The organism is Aurantiacibacter suaedae (genome assembly GCF_005434915.1).
In the GTDB taxonomy this organism is placed as follows: domain Bacteria; phylum Pseudomonadota; class Alphaproteobacteria; order Sphingomonadales; family Sphingomonadaceae; genus Alteraurantiacibacter; species Alteraurantiacibacter suaedae.
The window spans coordinates 555768-571498 of sequence record NZ_SKCG01000001.1; the positions used below are offsets into that span (position 1 = coordinate 555768).

14 protein-coding genes and 1 pseudogene are annotated in these 15731 nt (G+C 63.5%); 9 read left to right on the top strand and 6 right to left on the bottom strand.

From position 1 onward, the window contains the following. Window positions 1-7 precede the first annotated feature (7 nt). Complete coding sequence (hisI, locus tag E0473_RS02555; protein WP_137679277.1) at window positions 8-385, bottom strand: phosphoribosyl-AMP cyclohydrolase; 378 nt, start codon at window positions 383-385, stop codon at window positions 8-10. A 313-nt stretch (window positions 386-698) separates the two neighbouring features. Beyond that, window positions 699-1337 (bottom strand): ComF family protein, encoded by a 639-nt coding sequence (locus E0473_RS02560; protein ID WP_137679278.1) that lies wholly within the window; start codon window positions 1335-1337, stop codon window positions 699-701. A gap of 41 nt (window positions 1338-1378) precedes the next feature. Here E0473_RS02560 and E0473_RS02565 point away from each other — a divergent pair, with 41 nt between their 5' ends. After that, a complete protein-coding gene (locus E0473_RS02565) occupies window positions 1379-2125 on the top strand; it encodes a methyltransferase domain-containing protein (RefSeq protein WP_241657301.1) in 747 nt (248 codons plus the stop codon). Window positions 2126-2128: 3 nt separating this feature from the next. Here the strand turns inward: E0473_RS02565 and ppdK are convergent, their stop codons facing one another. From ppdK to E0473_RS02580, 3 genes are all read right to left on the bottom strand, one after another. Beyond that, on the bottom strand, window positions 2129-4792 hold the full coding sequence (gene ppdK / locus E0473_RS02570) for a pyruvate, phosphate dikinase (RefSeq protein ID WP_137679279.1): 2664 nt from the start codon (window positions 4790-4792) through the stop codon (window positions 2129-2131). 136 nt (window positions 4793-4928) lie between these two features. Further along, window positions 4929-7088: a glycine--tRNA ligase subunit beta gene (glyS, locus tag E0473_RS02575; protein ID WP_137679280.1), complete on the bottom strand. Its 2160-nt coding sequence runs from the start codon at window positions 7086-7088 to the stop codon at window positions 4929-4931. A gap of 117 nt (window positions 7089-7205) precedes the next feature. Then, window positions 7206-8117: a glycine--tRNA ligase subunit alpha gene (locus E0473_RS02580; RefSeq protein WP_241657302.1), complete on the bottom strand. Its 912-nt coding sequence runs from the start codon at window positions 8115-8117 to the stop codon at window positions 7206-7208. A 97-nt stretch (window positions 8118-8214) separates the two neighbouring features. Between E0473_RS02580 and E0473_RS02585 the strand changes: the two genes are divergently transcribed. The 8 genes and pseudogenes from E0473_RS02585 to E0473_RS02620 all read left to right on the top strand — a co-directional run bounded on the left by E0473_RS02585 (window position 8215) and on the right by E0473_RS02620 (window position 14459). Continuing rightward, window positions 8215-9180 carry a TraB/GumN family protein gene (locus tag E0473_RS02585; protein WP_161981488.1) on the top strand — a complete coding sequence of 322 codons (966 nt, stop codon included), beginning with the start codon at window positions 8215-8217 and terminating at the stop codon, window positions 9178-9180. 286 nt (window positions 9181-9466) lie between these two features. Then, the gene (locus tag E0473_RS02590; RefSeq protein WP_137679282.1) at window positions 9467-10354 is read left to right on the top strand and encodes a class I SAM-dependent methyltransferase; all 888 of its coding nucleotides are present in this window, start codon (window positions 9467-9469) and stop codon (window positions 10352-10354) included. 139 nt (window positions 10355-10493) lie between these two features. Then, a pseudogene (locus tag E0473_RS02595) lies at window positions 10494-10690 on the top strand (helix-turn-helix transcriptional regulator). Window positions 10691-10771: 81 nt separating this feature from the next. Then, window positions 10772-11674 carry a TraB/GumN family protein gene (locus E0473_RS02600; protein ID WP_137679283.1) on the top strand — a complete coding sequence of 301 codons (903 nt, stop codon included), beginning with the start codon at window positions 10772-10774 and terminating at the stop codon, window positions 11672-11674. Beyond that, window positions 11671-12540, top strand: coding sequence for a TraB/GumN family protein (locus E0473_RS02605; protein ID WP_161981490.1), 870 nt, complete (start codon window positions 11671-11673; stop codon window positions 12538-12540). The genes E0473_RS02600 and E0473_RS02605 overlap by 4 nt, the downstream gene beginning before the upstream one ends. Before the next feature lie 102 nt (window positions 12541-12642). Then, window positions 12643-13284 (top strand): 50S ribosomal protein L25/general stress protein Ctc, encoded by a 642-nt coding sequence (locus tag E0473_RS02610; RefSeq protein WP_137679285.1) that lies wholly within the window; start codon window positions 12643-12645, stop codon window positions 13282-13284. Between the two features lie 114 nt (window positions 13285-13398). Continuing rightward, the gene (gene pth / locus E0473_RS02615; RefSeq protein WP_137679286.1) at window positions 13399-13968 is read left to right on the top strand and encodes an aminoacyl-tRNA hydrolase; all 570 of its coding nucleotides are present in this window, start codon (window positions 13399-13401) and stop codon (window positions 13966-13968) included. Between the two features lie 143 nt (window positions 13969-14111). Next, window positions 14112-14459: a PEP-CTERM sorting domain-containing protein gene (locus tag E0473_RS02620; RefSeq protein ID WP_137679287.1), complete on the top strand. Its 348-nt coding sequence runs from the start codon at window positions 14112-14114 to the stop codon at window positions 14457-14459. 131 nt (window positions 14460-14590) lie between these two features. Here E0473_RS02620 and E0473_RS02625 read toward each other — a convergent pair whose 3' ends face one another. Next, complete coding sequence (locus tag E0473_RS02625; RefSeq protein ID WP_161981492.1) at window positions 14591-15697, bottom strand: tetratricopeptide repeat protein; 1107 nt, start codon at window positions 15695-15697, stop codon at window positions 14591-14593. Window positions 15698-15731 lie beyond the last annotated feature (34 nt).

Sequence of the window (15731 nt, forward strand, 5' to 3'; positions counted from 1 at the left end):
GCTCGGTTCAGTCCAGCCGGCTCAGGCCTTCGGGGCCGAGCTGACGGTAAAAACAGCTGCGCTCGCCAGTATGGCAGGCGGGGCCGTGCGGGCGCACCTTCAACACAAAGGCATCCTGATCGCAATCGACCAACATCGCCTTGACCTCGAGCAAATGGCCAGAGGTCTCGCCCTTCTTCCACAGCTTGCCGCGGCTGCGCGAATGGAAATGCGCAAAGCCCGTGGCGCGAGTGGCGTCGAGCGCCTCCTGGTCCATGAAGGCAAACATCAGCACTTCACCCGTGGTCTCGTCCTGCACAATCGCGCCTGCAAGACCCTGCGCATCGAACCGTGGCAGGAATGCTCTGCCGCTCTCGCGATCCAAATCATTCTTCGAGATGATCATTTCCTCCGAATTGCGCGCTTTTGGGACGCTTCATGCATACGTTTGTTGCAGGATGAACACAGCCGTTAGGCAAAATCCTTGCTGCGGTGCGATGAGTGTTTCGCACGAGGCCCGCAAGTGGAATCATGCTCATGCGGCTTGGACGGGCCGTCTTCATTTCAGGCCATGGCCAGGGAAATGGGGGGAATTCGGCGGTAACCGCCAGTTCATGAGGGTTAGAAGCGGCGCGCGCCTTGAGGGGGGAGCAGCGCGAGCTTCTAGAAAATTCGTCACGCTAACGCCCGGGGGCACCGCCTCCGGGCGTTTTTGTTCGCTAGTCGAGCGCGACCCGCGCGAAGCAGACCACCTGAACCTGCGCCGCGCCTGCCGCTTTCAGCGCCGCACTGCACGCCCGCGTCGTCGCACCACTGGTGAGCACATCGTCGACCAGCAAAACATTCGCCCCCGCCATCTGCGCCAATCGCGAGGAGTTTGCCGCGATGGCCCCTTCAAGCACCTGAGCACGGGCCACGCTACCCAGCCTGCCGAGACTCGGCGTATGCTTGCGTCGCACCAGCGCATCGACCACCAGCCGCGCGCCGGTCAGCCCCGCCAGCTCGCTCGCAAGCAGCGCCGACTGGTTATAGCCGCGCTGCCACAGCCGCCAGCGGTGGAGAGGAACCGGCACAGCGAGCCAGCCGCCCTCCAGCTGGCCGAGGCGCGCCGCCATCATCCGGGCCAGCACCGGCGCGAGCGCAATCCTGCCGCCCCGCTTGAACGCAAGCACCAGCTCACGCGCAGGATCGTTGTAAGTCACGGCAGCAAGAACCCCGTCCTCGGCTTGCGGAAATTCGAGTTTCGACCAGCAGGGCGTACACAGCCCGGTCTGCGCCCCGATCCCCTCCCCGCACAGCGGGCAGCGCGGCGGCCAGATCAGATCAACCAGTGGAGCAAGAGCCTGCGCTACAGTCATCGCACCTATGCTGCGCGCCAAGGTGGCTGTAGGCAAGCGCCATGACTGCCCCCGTACCGACGATCTTCTCACCCGCCCGCCGCCTCGCCATCCGCCGCCGGATGCGCGCCATGCAGTTTCAGGGCGATGAAGCCCGCTTCCTGCTCGAGGATATGGTCGACGACGTAGTCGAACGCCTCGCTTTCCTGCGCCACGTGCCTGCCCGCGTCCTGCTGATAGGCGAATGGTCGGGCACACTTGCGCCGCAATTGCCGCCTGCCTGCGAAGTAGTCTCTGTTCACCCGGAGGAGGGGTTCGACGAAGAGGCCCCCTTCCCGGTCGGCGGGTTCGACCTCATCGCCAGCTTCGGCACGTTCGACACGGTGAACGATCTGCCTGGCGCACTGATCCATCTGCGCGCTGCGCTCTCGCCTGGCGGCTTGATGATCGCCAGCTTTCCCGGCGCGGGCAGCCTTCCCACCCTGCGCGAAGCCATGCTCGCCGCAGATGGCGAGCGGCCCGCTGCGCATATGCACCCGATGGTCGATGTGCGCGCGGGCGGGCAGCTCATGACACGCTGCGGCTATGCCAGCCCGGTGGTCGATTCGCGCCCGCTCTCGGTAAGCTACCGCAGCTTTGGCCAGCTTCTGCGCGACCTGCGGGCCCAAGGCCTCAGCCGCGCGTTGGCCTCGCCGGTGCCCAGGCTCAGCCGGGATAAGGCCGCGCTGGCGGCCACCACCTTCATGGGCGGAGCCGAGCGCCGGACCGAAGAGTTCGAAATTCTGACGCTCAGCGGGTTCCGCAAATAAGGCTTACTTCAGCGCCGCCTGCGCCGCCGCCAGCCGCGCGATCGGCACGCGGTAGGGCGAGGCGCTGACGTAATCGAGGCCGGTCTCTTCGCAGAACGCGATCGAGGCCGGATCACCGCCATGCTCGCCGCAGATGCCGAGCTTGATGTCGGGCCGGGTCGCGCGGCCGCGCTCGGCGGCGAGGCTCACCAGCTGGCCCACGCCATCAACATCGAGGCTGACGAAGGGGTCGCGGGCATAGATGCCCTTCTCGACATAGGGCGCCAGGAAGCGCGCGGCATCGTCGCGGCTGACACCGAGCGTGGTCTGGGTGAGGTCGTTGGTGCCGAAGCTGAAGAAGGTCGCTTCCTCGGCGATCTCGCCCGCCATCAGCGCGGCGCGCGGCAGCTCGATCATGGTGCCGACCAGATAGTCGAGCGTGCGGCCCTTCTCGGCGAAGACCTGCGCGGCGACGTCGACGACCAGCTTGCGCAGGATCTGCAGCTCTCGCCTGGTCGCCACCAGCGGGATCATCACCTCGGGCACGACCGGATCGCCGCCCTCGGCAGTGACGTCGCAGGCTGCCTCGAAGATCGCCCGCGCCTGCATTTCGTAGATTTCGGGAAAGGTGATGCCGAGGCGGCAACCACGATGGCCAAGCATCGGGTTGAACTCGTGCAGCTCGCCTGCTCGGCGGCGCAGATGATCCTCACTCACGCCCAGCTTGTCGGCCAGATCGGCGAACTCGGCATCGCCTTGCGGCAGGAATTCGTGCAGCGGCGGATCGAGCAGACGGATCGTGCAGGGCAGCCCCGCCATGGTCTGGAATATCTCGGTAAAATCGGCTCGCTGTGCAGGCAGCAGGTTTTTAAGCGCCGCACGCCGACCAGCCTCGTCATCGGCGAGGATCATTGCGCGCACGTGCAGGATGCGGTCGGCATCGAAGAACATATGTTCGGTGCGGCACAGACCGATCCCCTCGGCCCCGAAGCCACGCGCGGTGCGACAATCAGCCGGTGTTTCGGCATTGGTACGCACCTTCATGCGGCGGTGCTTGTCCGCCCAGTCCATCAGAATGCCGAAATCGCCCGCCAGCTCAGGTTCGAGCGTGGGCACTTCGCCCAGCATCACCTCGCCGGTGCTGCCGTCGAGCGTGATCACATCGCCCTCCTTCAGCTCGGTGCCGCCGATGCGCAGGGTGCGATCGGCCAGCCGGATCGAAACGTCCGACGCGCCGGAAACGCATGCTCGGCCCATCCCGCGTGCTACCACGGCGGCGTGGCTGGTCATGCCGCCGCGTGCGGTGAGAATGCCGCGTGCCGCGTGCATCCCGTGAATGTCCTCAGGGCTGGTTTCCACACGCACCAGGATCACCGCGATACCATGTTCGGCAAGCTTCTCGGCCTTGTCCGAATCGAGCACGATCTGGCCCGAGGCCGCACCGGGAGAGGCAGGCAGGCCGACTTTCGAGAGCACGTCGCGCGGCGCATCTGGATCGAGCGTCGGGTGAAGGAGCTGATCGAGCGCCATCGGATCGACCCGCAGGATCGCGGTCTTCTCGTCGATCAGGCCCTCGTCGACCATCTCTACCGCCATACGCAGCGCCGCCTTGGCGGTGCGCTTGCCCGAGCGGGTTTGCAGCATCCACAGCTTGCCCTGCTGCACGGTGAACTCGATGTCCTGCATGTCCCTGTAATGCGTTTCGAGCAGGTCGAACACGCGGGCCAGTTCGCCATAAGCCTCGGGCATGATCTCTTCCATGCTCGGTGACTGGGCGCCCGCCTTCTCGCGCGCGGCCTTGGTGAGGTACTGCGGGGTGCGAATGCCCGCCACCACGTCCTCGCCCTGCGCGTTGACCAGGAACTCGCCATAATAGGCGTTCTCGCCGGTGCTGGGATCGCGGGTGAAGGCGACGCCGGTGGCGCTGGTCTCGCCCATGTTGCCGAACACCATCGCCTGCACGTTGACCGCCGTGCCCCAATCGCCCGGAATGCCGTTAAGGCGGCGATAGACCTTTGCACGGTCCGAATCCCAGCTGTCGAACACGGCGGCGATTGCGCCCCACAGTTGCTCGTTCACGTCCTGCGGGAACGGCTTGCCCTGCTCGCGCTCGACGATCTTCGTATATTCGGCCACGACCTTGCGCCAGTCGTCGGCGCTCATCTCGGTATCGGCGAAGTAGCCGTTGTCTTCCTTGGCGATTTCGAGCGCTTCCTCGAACAGGCCATGGTCGAGACCCAGCACCACGTCGGAGTACATCTGGATGAAGCGGCGATAGCTGTCCCAGGCGAACCGCTCGTCACCGCTGGCGGCGGCGAGGCCCTCCACCGTCTCGGCATTGAGGCCGAGGTTGAGCACGGTGTCCATCATGCCCGGCATCGACACCCGCGCGCCGGAACGGACCGAAACCAGCAGCGGGTCGGAGGCATCGCCGAAGCTCTTGCCGACCGCTTTCTCGATATGGGCGAGCGCGGCGGCGACTTCGGCGCGCAGGTCAGCCGAGAAGTCCGCGCCCTCGGCGAGGTAGCGCACGCATTCTTCGGTGGTGATGGTAAAGCCGGGGGGCACCGGCAGGCCGATCCCGGCCATCTCGGCAAGGTTCGCGCCCTTGCCGCCGGTGATCGTCTTGTCCTTCTGACGCGGATCGGAATGGCTGGCGCTGCCGCCGAAAGTGTAGACCGTGTTCATGTGCTCTATCGGTTTCCTCAACTCGAAGATGACAAAGTTGACATCGTGACGATGCCCAAACCGCCTCTCATCCCCCTGAATTCGTACGACTTACCCCACAATGCCGAAGCTGACACCCAAGCGAACCAAAGTGCGCCTATCCTTCGATGCGGGAGAAATCGGCCACGTTGTGCACTGCAACACGGAATCGCGCAAGCAAGTCAAGCCGCGCGGAGCGTTTTGTGCCGTCTGTGTCATTTACGGTCACTTCCTCGAAAAAGGCATCGATCGGCGCACGCAGGCTGGCTAGCGCGGCCATGGCGGCGCCGAAATCCTCTGCGGCGATGGCCTGCGAAGCCTTCGGCTCGGCTGCATCGAGCGCGTCGATCAGCGCCTTTTCGGCCTTTTCGGGAGTGTAGGAAAGCTCCGATGCGTGGCGTTCGCTCATCTTGGCGTCGATCACCGCCTTCATGTCGGGATCGTCGACCAGCGCGAGCGGATCTTCCTCACCAGTTTGCGCGATCTCGCCCTCGATGCCGTGCCAGTCTTCCTTCTTGAGGATGTTGGCCGCGCGCTTGTAGCCGGCGAGCAGGTTGGTGCCGTCTTCGGTCGTCATGAACTCTTGCAAGGCCTGCGCACGGCGTCTGACGCGCCAAATGTCGCCGTCCAGTCGCGTGCCAAGATCGGTCGACGCCTGAACGACGTCATAACGAACGCCGCCATCACGCATCATGACGCCCAGCCGATCATGCAGGAAGGCTTCCACCTGAAGGCCCGAGCCGACAGTCCCATCGCCTTTCCATAACCGCGCAATCTCGCTGACGAGGACGCGCATGGAGTTTCTCTCGATCAGCCGGATAACGGCGATCGCAGCGCGGCGAAGGGCAAACGGGTCTTTTGAGCCGGTGGGAAGCTCATTGATGCCGAAGAATGCAAAAAGAGTATCCAGCTTATCCGCCAGACTAACCGCAACCGTCACCGGCGCAGTCGGCACCTCATCGCCCTGGCCGACCGGCTTGTAATGATCGCGGATCGCGTCAGCCACTTCCGGCTGCTGGCCTTCCTTCTCGGCGTAGTAACCGCCCATCAGGCCCTGCAACTCGGGGAACTCGCCGACCATCTCGGTGACCAGATCGGCCTTGCACAGCTCGGCTGCCTGCCTCGCCAGCGCCGGATCGCAATTGGACACTACCCCCTCGGTGGCAAGCCATTCCGCCAGCTTCGCCACGCGCTCGACCTTGTCGGCTACGGTGCCCAGCTTCTCGTGGAAGGTAATCCGCGCCAGCTTTTCTGCATGAACCGCAAGCGGCGTCTTCTGGTCGAGCTCCCAGAAGAACCGCGCATCGCTCAAGCGCGCCGCCAGCACCTTGCGGTTGCCATCGACAATCGCCGCGCCGCCGTCGGAGGCGACGATATTGGCGGTGCAGACGAAGGCATTGGCGAGCTTGCCCGCGCTGTCTTCGCAAACAAAATACTTCTGGTTCACCCGCGCCGTGAGCTGGATGACCTCGGGCGGAACATCGAGAAACGCCTCGTCGAACCGGCCAAGCAAGGGCACCGGCCATTCGGTCAGCCCTGCGTTCTCCACCACCAGCCCCTCGTCGGCGACCAGCGTCAGGCCCGCCTCGGCAGCAGCCTTGGCGGCACCCTCGCGGATGATGTTCTGCCGCTCCTCGTGGTCGACGATCACATGGGCAGCGCGCAGCTTGGCGGCATAGTCATCCGCGTTCGCAATTTCGATGTCTCCCGAAGAATGGAAACGGTGCCCGCGCGTCACACGGCCAGAGGCGATCCCGCCCACTTCGCATGCCACCAGCTCATCATCCAACAGCGCGACGATGCCCGACAGCGGGCGCACCCAGCGCAAACTCTCGGTGGAGAGCGAGTCAGCGCCCCAGCGCATCGACTTGGGCCACGAGAAATCGCGGATGATCGCCGGGATCGCAGCGGCCAGCACCTCGCTGGTCGCACGGCCCGGCTTTTCGATCACAGCGAACCACGTCGCGCGGCCCTTCACGTCGCGCTCTTCGAGCTGGTCGCGGGTCACGCCGTTCTTGTTGCAGAAGCCGTCTACGGCAGCATCGGGCGCGCCGACCGGCGGGCCCTTGGCCTCCTCGCACACCGCCTCGGTCGCCTGCGGCAGGCCCGTAGCGATCAGCGCTAGACGGCGCGGGGTCGAGAAAACCTGCACCTCGCCCACCGACACGCCGGCGGCGTCCATCTCGCGGGCGAACAGTTTTTGCAGCTCAGCGCGCGCGCCTGCCTGCATCCGGGCGGGAATTTCCTCGCAGCGCAGTTCGAGAAGGAAATCAGACATGCGCGGCCTCCCGCACAAAAGCCCGCTCTTGCTGAGCTTGTCGAAGCACACGCACGGGGCTGTCGTCGCGCGTGGCCTTCGACAGGCTCAGGCTGAGCGGATGGAGAGCAAGGACCATCACAGCGACCACTCCGGATATTTTGCCTGCCATTCGGGCATCAGTTTCTCGGCATATTTCTCGCAAGACCCGCGCGCGAGATCGCGCACGCGGCCCATGTAGCTGGCACGTTCCTGCACCGAGATCACGCCGCGCGCCTGCAACAGGTTGAACACATGGCTCGCCTCGATCGCCTGCTCGTAAGCCGCGATGGGGACGTTGTTTTCAAGGCTCAGCTTGCACTCGGCCTCGGCCTTCTCGAACAGGTCGAATAGAGCCTCGGTCTCGGCGACCTCGAAGTTCCACTTCGACATCTGCTTCTCGTTTTCGAGAAACACGTCGCCATAGCTCACGCCGCGCCCGTCGAAGTTCAGATCGTAAACGTTGTCGACACCCTGAATATACATCGCCAGCCGCTCAAGCCCGTAGGTCAGCTCGCCTGCGACGGGTTTGCAGTCGAACCCGCCCATCTGTTGGAAATAGGTGAACTGGGTCACTTCCATCCCGTCGCACCAGACCTCCCAGCCCAGCCCCCAGGCGCCCAGCGTCGGCGATTCCCAGTCGTCCTCCACGAAGCGGATATCGTGCGCCAGCGGGTCGATCCCGATCAGCTTGAGGCTTTCGAGGTACAGCTCCTGAATGTTCGCTGGGCTCGGCTTCAGGATCACCTGATACTGATAGTAGTGCTGAAGCCGGTTCGGGTTCTCGCCATAGCGGCCATCGGTCGGGCGGCGGCACGGCTGGACATAGGCGGCGTTCCACGGCTCCGGCCCGAGCGCGCGCAGGGTGGTGGCGGGATTGAACGTGCCCGCGCCCATGCGCATGTCGTAAGGCTGGAGGATCAGGCAGCCATTCCGGCTCCAGAAGTCGTGCAGCGTCAGGATCATGTCCTGAAAGCTGGTCTGCGGGTTGCGCGCGGTCTCGGGCATCATGGCAGCGGCGCATGGCTCATGCGCGCGGGGGCGTCAATGGGCGAGCCAAGCCCGCGCACTTGACAGGCCGGGACTGTTGCAGTTCCCTCGCATATCCATGCCGCGCACACTTTCTCTGCTGGCCCGACTGGCCGCCCTGCTGCTCGTCTGCGGAGCGCTCGCGGCAAGCCTGGTGCGCGCGAAGGAGCCGTCAGCGCTGGAGCAGGACTATGCCCCCGCCCCTGCAATCTGGCGAGTGGCCGACGAGGACACCACGATCTACCTGTTCGGCACCATTCATTTGCTACCGCCGGGCTTCCGCTGGCGCAGCCCGCCATTCGATGCGATTGTGGATGAGGCCGACGAACTGGTGCTCGAAAGCAGCAGCGAGGATGCGATGACCAGCCTCGCCGCCTACGAGAGCAAATATGGCAAGATCGGGGAGGCACGCGCGCCCACCTCGCAGCAGCTTGCGCCTGCGGTGCGCGGCAAATGGCGCGCGCTGATCGAAAGCTCGGGCGCATGGTTCGACGAGGTCGACGTGCTGCCCCTGCCGCTGATGGCCATGGGGCTTGGCTATACCACCGGCGGCGAGCCGGGCCTCTCGCGACCGGAATTGGGGGTGGAGAGCGTGCTCGAAGCCGAGTTCATGGCGGCGGGCAAGCCGGTCGGTTCGATCGAGGACCACGGCGCGGTGCTGCTCAGCCTGATGCGCATCGACGAGCGAGCCCTAATCGGCGAGCTGGAGGCCGACCTTGCGCATTGGAACGGGAAGTCGCCCAAGAACTATGACGGTGCCGGGGCCTTTCTTTACGAGCCCGAGACGTTTCAGATGGAGCACGATTGGGCGCGCGGCGTGGTCGGCAAGGAGTTCGACCTCGGGCTCGGCCACGGCAAGCTCGCGGCGGCGTTCGACAATGTTCTGCTGGCGCGCCGGAATCGCGCCTGGGCCGGATGGCTGGATGCGCGGCTTGAGCGGCCGGGCACCGTGCTGGTGGCGGTGGGCGCGGGGCATTTCGAGGGGCCGCGCTCGGTGCTGGCTATGCTTGAGGCGCGGGGGTTGCGGGTGGAGCGGATTGAGTGAGGTGGGGCTGCTTACTTCAATTGGCAGCTTTACGTCGCAAAACAGCTAAGCTGATGGCGGAGCGAGACAAGCTGAGGCAGCTTGAAGGAGCTTAATCTCGGTGTCGCCACACCGGCCGCACGGAAAGGGAACACAGCAGTCGCCGAAGGTGGTTGGAAATCTTTGAGCCTGTTGTGGTGGAAATATACCCAATCTGAAGTATGGATGATGAACGCGATTACCTGCCCACTGGTTAGTCAGTGGCTCGGAAACCGCACGAGAAAAATTGAACTTACGGGGGCGTGTAGTGGGAGTCGCACAGGATTTTGACGCAGAAGGAAATCAATATCAGCCCCGTGAGTTTTGTAAATTTCTCTTGGCTATGCAGTCGACTTTCGGGTCAGAGGGCATCGCACATCAGAGGATTGATTTTCTTACAAAATTTCTGAGAAAGGTAGGGATTACCGGCAACAAGCCTTGGCGTGAAATATTAATGACGGAGGCTCAGAAGTTTGGGCGTCATAAAGACGTTGTTTTGGAGTTCGGCGTTTATAAAGGGAGGTCGACGAACTTATTGGCTCGAATGCTTCCGAATGCAACGGTTTATGCATTTGATAGCTTCTGCGGATTTCCCGTTGATGGAAGAAGCGACTGGCAACAGGATTTCAGTGTCGATCACCTTCCAAAGGTGCGCAGAAATGTAAATTTGCAAGTGGGGTATTTCGAGAAAACTCTGCCTGTTTTCATTGAGAGACACGGCAACGATATAAGAAATAGAGTTGGCCTAGTGCATATTGATTGCGATATATATTCATCGACGTTAACCGTCTTCAATGCTATAGGTGAATTTCTTTCAGAAGGAGTTGTGATTGTTTTTGATGAGATTATAAATTATCCAGAATTTGCTTTTAACGAAGCTTTAGCCCTTTACGATTTCCTTCTGAGGCGTGGGTTGGATGCAAAGTGGAGTACAAATATTGGCAAGATGTGGCTAGTTGACGAATCTGAAATCAGCGCCAGCTGGATTGGTTGGAAGGACTTTCGTCAGCACGGATTTTTTCAGAATCAATCTGTCGTTCTGTGTAATCGCGGAGAGGGCGGTCTGATCGACAAGTCGATGTTTCTCGATCCGAGCCCGGCGTTGGTCGACTATGTCGTTTCTGGCATGGAAGATCGAGGATTGCACTCGGCATAAAGTGCGATCACACCGAAACGGCTCGCCTCGACCTTTGTGCGATGGCCATCTTGCTCGACTTGCCCGCGCAGACAGAAGGTCTGGTTACAATCTTTGCCTTTTTCTTGGGCTTTCATCTCAAATGGCTGAGTATGCGGGTATGAAGGACCCATTGAAGCTGCTGCGCGCGGAGCGCGACTGGGCGCGACCGAATTGACCAGTCGGCTGGAGGTTTCGCGGCAGACGGTCAACGGCATCGAAACTGGCAAGCACAATCCCTCACTGCCGCCTGCCTTCCGCATACCCCGCCCGTTCGCAATGCCCATCGAAGACATTTTCGATGGCGGAACAGGCTGACCCCAATCGACCCGCTGCCCCACTGGAAACCCAGCCCCCAACCCCCTATCTCGCGCGGGACAGTCTGGATACAATCGCCCCATGCAGATCCTCAAGTCCCTAGCCCGCGCCGCTGGCGCCCTCGCCCTTATGCTCACAAGCGGCTGCGCTGTGGCCGATGCTGATCCGCAGGTTACGGCTGAACGTCCTACACACGGGCCCGCCTTGTGGAAGCTCGCCGAGGCGGACACCACGATCTACCTGTTCGGTACGGTTCACGCGCTGCCCAGCGATGTCGACTGGTACGACGGGCATATCGCCGCCGCGTTCGAAGAGTCCGACGAACTCGTCACCGAAATCGCCATGGACGACCAGCTCGCCCTCACCCAGGCGCTCACCGGGTCGGCCATGCTGGCTGACGGGCAGAACCTGCGCGAGATGATGACGCCCGAAGACCGCAAGGAATACGAGCAGGCCATGATCGACCTTGGCCTGCCACCGGGCGCGCTTGACCCGGTCGAGCCGTGGTATGCGGCAATGAACCTGTCGGTCCTGCCGCTGGTCCAGGCGGGGATCGATCCGGCGGCGGGGGTCGACATGACGCTCACCCGCGCGGGCGCGAACAAGCGCAAGGACGCGCTCGAAACGCTTGATGAGCAGGTGGCGCTGTTCGATGACATGCCCGTTTCCGCCCAGCTGACCTTCCTCGACGCGACGGTGGATGCCGTGCCCGAGGCGGCGAAGTCCCTGCGCGAGCTGATCGACCTGTGGGTGGTCGGCGATGCGGTGGGGCTTGCCGCCAAGATGAACGAGGGGCTCGAAGATCCGGCGCTTCACCAGCGTTTGCTGACCGACCGCAACACGAACTGGGCCGGCTGGATCGAGCACCGGCTTGCCCAACCGGGCACCGTGTTCATCGCCGTTGGCGCGGGCCATCTGGCAGGAGACGGCAGCGTGCAGGAGCAGCTCAGCAAACGTGGATACAAGGTCGAGCGGGTCCATTGATCCGCGCCTTGCTTTCCGCGCTGCTGCTAGCCTTCGGGCTGGCCGCGTGCGACCTGCTGGAATCCGAACCCGAGCGGATCGCGCCCGGCGACCCTGCCCCCGCCTTGTGGGAAGTGACTGCGCAAGGCGGCCAGAAGGCCTGGCTGTTCGGCACCATCCACGCGCTGCCCGACGATGCCCGCTGGCACAGCGCCGCGCTTGATAACGCCTTCGACGAATCCGGCCTGTTGGTGGTCGAAATCGCCGACCTCGGCGATGCGCAGGCAGCAACAGAGGCTTTCGCGAGCCTCGCCTATACCCCCGGCCTCGGCCCGTTTCGCGCCCGCCAGGACCGTGCCTTCAACCAGCGGCTCGATGGGAAAATCGGCGACAACGATGCCATCCTCCCCCCCGATATCGAGGACTGGGCCGCCGCGCTCCGGATCGCCAGCGCCTCGGCCGAGGATAGGGGCGAGAACGGCGTGGACCGTGCCCTTCTGGCGGGGAGCAAGCCGGTGGTCGGGCTGGAAAGCTACGTGGCGCAGTTCGGCATTTTCGACGCGCTTTCGCCAGCCGATCAGAAAGCGCTACTGCGCGCGGTGATGGACGACGACAGCGCCAAGGACGAAGCCGCGATGCGCGCGGCCTGGCTCAGCGGCGATCTTGAGGCTCTATCGCATTTGGCGATGACGGGGATGCTGACCGAACCGGGGCTGCGTGCGGCTCTGCTAGAGCAGCGCAATCAGGCCTGGGCCGGACAGATCGCGCCGCTGATCCAAGAAGGCCGCAAGCCGTTCGTGGCCGTGGGCGCTGCGCATATGCTCGGCGAACAGGGCCTGCCCGCGCTGTTGGAGGCGCGCGGAATGCGTGTGAGCCGTATACAGTAGTTGCTTTTGCGGCCATTCGCGTTATAGGCGCGCGCTTCCGGTCATGGTCATCCCTGGAGGCGTGGCGGGAAGATAACTCAACGCAACCGAAAGGCATTCCTCATGAGCGAAGCTCTGAACCTGCCGGCCGAGCTGCGCGAACGGGCTGGCAAGGGAGCCTCCCGTGCGCTGCGTCGCGAAGGCCGTGTACCCGCTGTCATTTATGGCGGCAACGAAGAACCCACTCCGATCCACATCGAGGAAAAGTTGCTCTCGCGCCAGCTTGGCACGGGCCACTTCATGAACTCGATCGTGATGCTCGAGGTTGACGGCAAGACCGTCCGCACGCTGCCCAAGGATGTGGCGCTGCATCCGGTGAGCGACCGTCCGCTTCACGCCGACTTCCTGCGTCTTGCCAAGGACGCGAAGATCGAAGTCGCGATTCCGGTGGTCTTCATCAACGAGGAAGCCAGCCCCGGCCTGAAGAAGGGCGCGGTGCTCAACATGGTTCGCCACGAGCTCCAGCTGCTGTGCGAAGCCAGCAAGATCCCGTCCGAGATCGAAATCGACGTGACCGGCCTCGAAGTCGGCGATTCGATCCACATCAGCCATGTGAAACTGCCCGATGGCGCGGAAAGCGCGATCACCGATCGCGACTTCACCATCGCCACCGTGGTGGCCCCTTCGGCCCTCAAGCGTGCGACCAACGAAGCCGCCTCTGAAGATGGCGAAGAAGAGAGCGAAGAGAAGGAAGGCGAGGAGTAATCCTGCCCCCCTTTTCGGGACCCACAGCAAGCGCCGGGCCTCGCGAGAGGTCCGGCGCTTTGCTTTGCCCCCGCAATTTGCATTTAAGGGCATTTCGATTAAGGGCGCAGCGCTATGCAGCTTTGGGTTGGCCTTGGAAATCCCGGTCCGCAATATGCGATGAACCGGCATAACGTCGGCTTTATGGCGGTGGACGTCATTGCCGACATGCACGGCTTCGGGCCGGTGCAGAAGAAGTTCTCTGGCTGGTTGCAGGAAGGGCGGATCGGCAACGAGAAGATCCTGCTGCTCAAACCCGCCACCTTCATGAACGAAAGCGGCCGCTCCGTGGGCGAGGCCATGCGCTTCTACAAGCTCGCGCCCGAGCAGCTCACCGTCTGGCATGACGAGCTGGATCTGGCTCCGTTCAAGGTCAAGGTAAAGCAGGGCGGCGGCCATGCCGGGCACAACGGCCTGCGCTCGATCGACCAGCATTGCGGGGCAGAGTTTCGCCGCGTGCGGCTTGGCATCGGCCATCCCGGCCACAAGGACCGCGTTCACGGCTATGTTCTGGGCAACTACGCCAAGGCCGAGCAGGATGAGCTTGCCGACATGCTCGGCGCCGTCGCGGCCGAGGCCGATTGGCTGGCAGCGGGCGACGACGCCAGGTTCATGAACGATGTGGCGCTGCGCCAGCAAGGTTAGCAGCCCCGATGTCGTCGGAACTTTTTACACCTGCGATATGCATAATTTTGCGTTAACCAGCGTAATCCGCAGAAATCTGCGATTGGCACGGTGATTGCGTTGTATCCGGCAGCAAGGATTTACACCCAAGGGGGGAAACGAAAATGAAGATCAAGACTACTGCCACCGCCGTCGCTCTCGCTCTCAGCGCGCTGGTCGCTTCGGCGCCCGCTCACGCCACCTGGGGCTGGGGCGGCTGGGGTCACAAGCACTACCACGGCTGCGGCCACAGCAGCTCGTCGAGCAGCAGCACCAGCTCGAGCAGCAGCTCCAGCTCCAGCTCCAGCAGCAGCGGTTCGTCGACTTCGGGCAGCTCGACCTCCACGAGCACCGGCGGTTCGTCGAGCAGTTCGTCGGGCGGCACCCCGGTGCCGGCTCCGGGCGCGCTCGGCCTGTTCGGCGCTGCGGCCATCGGCATCGGCTTCGCCCGTCGCCGCCGCAACAAGGGCTAATCCCCTACAGGGCCTGATCGCCCTTCAAGATCTCCGGTAGGCATCGGCCCGCCTCCGGCATCCGCACCGTCACCGACGGAAGGATGCAGGAGAGCGGGCCGATGTTGTTTTGCCGTACGGAAAACGCAGGGTCAGCGCGCACTGGCGAGCAAGGACCGATCCTCGGCCGTGCCGTCGGGACCGTTCGCCAGCGGTTCGATCACACGGCGCGCCTCCTCCCTGTCTCCGGTATCAAGCAAGGCCTTGGCATAGCTGCGACGCAGATCGGGATCATCGGGGACTACCCGGAAAACCGGCGCCAGCTGCGCCCGGGCCAGCTCGCCTTGCCCCAGCTCGAGCAACGCCTTGCCATAAAGGCCGCGGGCATCGGGATGGCCGGCAATCGCGCTTTCGTGCTTCTGCAGCTCATCGCGCACCGCTTCCCATTCGCCGTCCTCGGCCTTCACCCGCGCATCGAGAAAGATGAACTCGACATCGTTCGGATAGGCTTCGATCCCGCGCGCCACCAGCGGGCGCAGCAGGTCGATGCGGCCCAGATTACCCATCGCGGTAATCGCGCCAAGCAACGCAGGCCGGTCGAGCGGCGTAATCTCAAGAATGCCCAGATAGGCGCGCGAGGCCAGTTCGCTGTCCTCATCGAGCTGTGCCAGCCGCGCGGTGACAAACAGGGTTTCGACCCGCTCCGGCGCCTGTTTCTGCGCCTGAGCGACTAGCGGACGCGCCGCTTCGGCATCGCCCTGCTCCAGATAATAGGAGGCTTCGGCCACGATCAGCTTGAACTTGTCGCCCGCGGCCGCGCGCCCTTTCGCGAAGTCGGCCAGCATCTGCGCCTCGTCGCCGCCCTGGCCCGCCGCCAGCGCGCGCAGACGCCACGCCTCAGCGCTTTGCTCGTTCGCAAGCATTTCTAACGCTTCGCGCGTGTCGCCCGCCTGAAGCCGCGCTTCTGCGCGCAGCAGGGTTTCATCCGGCAGGCTTGCCTTGAGGTTCGCGAGCCGATCCAAGGTGAGTAGCGCATCGCCGCCCTGCCCCATCGCGATCTGCGTGCGAGCCAGGATCTCAAGTGCCTCGGCATCCTCGGGATTGTCGCGCAGCGCCTGCTGCGCCGCATCGCGAGCGGCGAAGTAGTCCTGCTCGGCGAATGCCGCTGCGGCGTCTACCTTCTGCTCGGCTTCGGGTGCGTCGCAAGCAGCAAGCAGCAGGGCCATGCTCAGGGCGGCAAAAGGGCGATTGGTCATCATGACCACGCTTTCTAGCCGAAAAGCGGAAAGAATC

Excerpts from the sequence above, each read along its gene's own strand:
- E0473_RS02625 (WP_161981492.1), bottom strand. The coding sequence starts at position 15,697 with ATGATGACCAATCGCCCTTTTGCCGCCCTGAGCATGGCCCTGCTGCTT.
- E0473_RS02600 (WP_137679283.1), top strand. The coding sequence starts at position 10,772 with ATGCAGATCCTCAAGTCCCTAGCCCGCGCCGCTGGCGCCCTCGCCCTT.
- E0473_RS02585 (WP_161981488.1), top strand. The coding sequence starts at position 8,215 with ATGCCGCGCACACTTTCTCTGCTGGCCCGACTGGCCGCCCTGCTGCTC.
- glyS (WP_137679280.1), bottom strand. The coding sequence starts at position 7,088 with ATGTCTGATTTCCTTCTCGAACTGCGCTGCGAGGAAATTCCCGCCCGG.
- E0473_RS02560 (WP_137679278.1), bottom strand. The coding sequence starts at position 1,337 with ATGACTGTAGCGCAGGCTCTTGCTCCACTGGTTGATCTGATCTGGCCG.
- ppdK (WP_137679279.1), bottom strand. The coding sequence starts at position 4,792 with ATGAACACGGTCTACACTTTCGGCGGCAGCGCCAGCCATTCCGATCCG.
- E0473_RS02610 (WP_137679285.1), top strand. The coding sequence starts at position 12,643 with ATGAGCGAAGCTCTGAACCTGCCGGCCGAGCTGCGCGAACGGGCTGGC.
- E0473_RS02620 (WP_137679287.1), top strand. The coding sequence starts at position 14,112 with ATGAAGATCAAGACTACTGCCACCGCCGTCGCTCTCGCTCTCAGCGCG.
- pth (WP_137679286.1), top strand. The coding sequence starts at position 13,399 with ATGCAGCTTTGGGTTGGCCTTGGAAATCCCGGTCCGCAATATGCGATG.
- E0473_RS02580 (WP_241657302.1), bottom strand. The coding sequence starts at position 8,117 with ATGATGCCCGAGACCGCGCGCAACCCGCAGACCAGCTTTCAGGACATG.
- hisI (WP_137679277.1), bottom strand. The coding sequence starts at position 385 with ATGATCATCTCGAAGAATGATTTGGATCGCGAGAGCGGCAGAGCATTC.
- E0473_RS02565 (WP_241657301.1), top strand. The coding sequence starts at position 1,379 with ATGACTGCCCCCGTACCGACGATCTTCTCACCCGCCCGCCGCCTCGCC.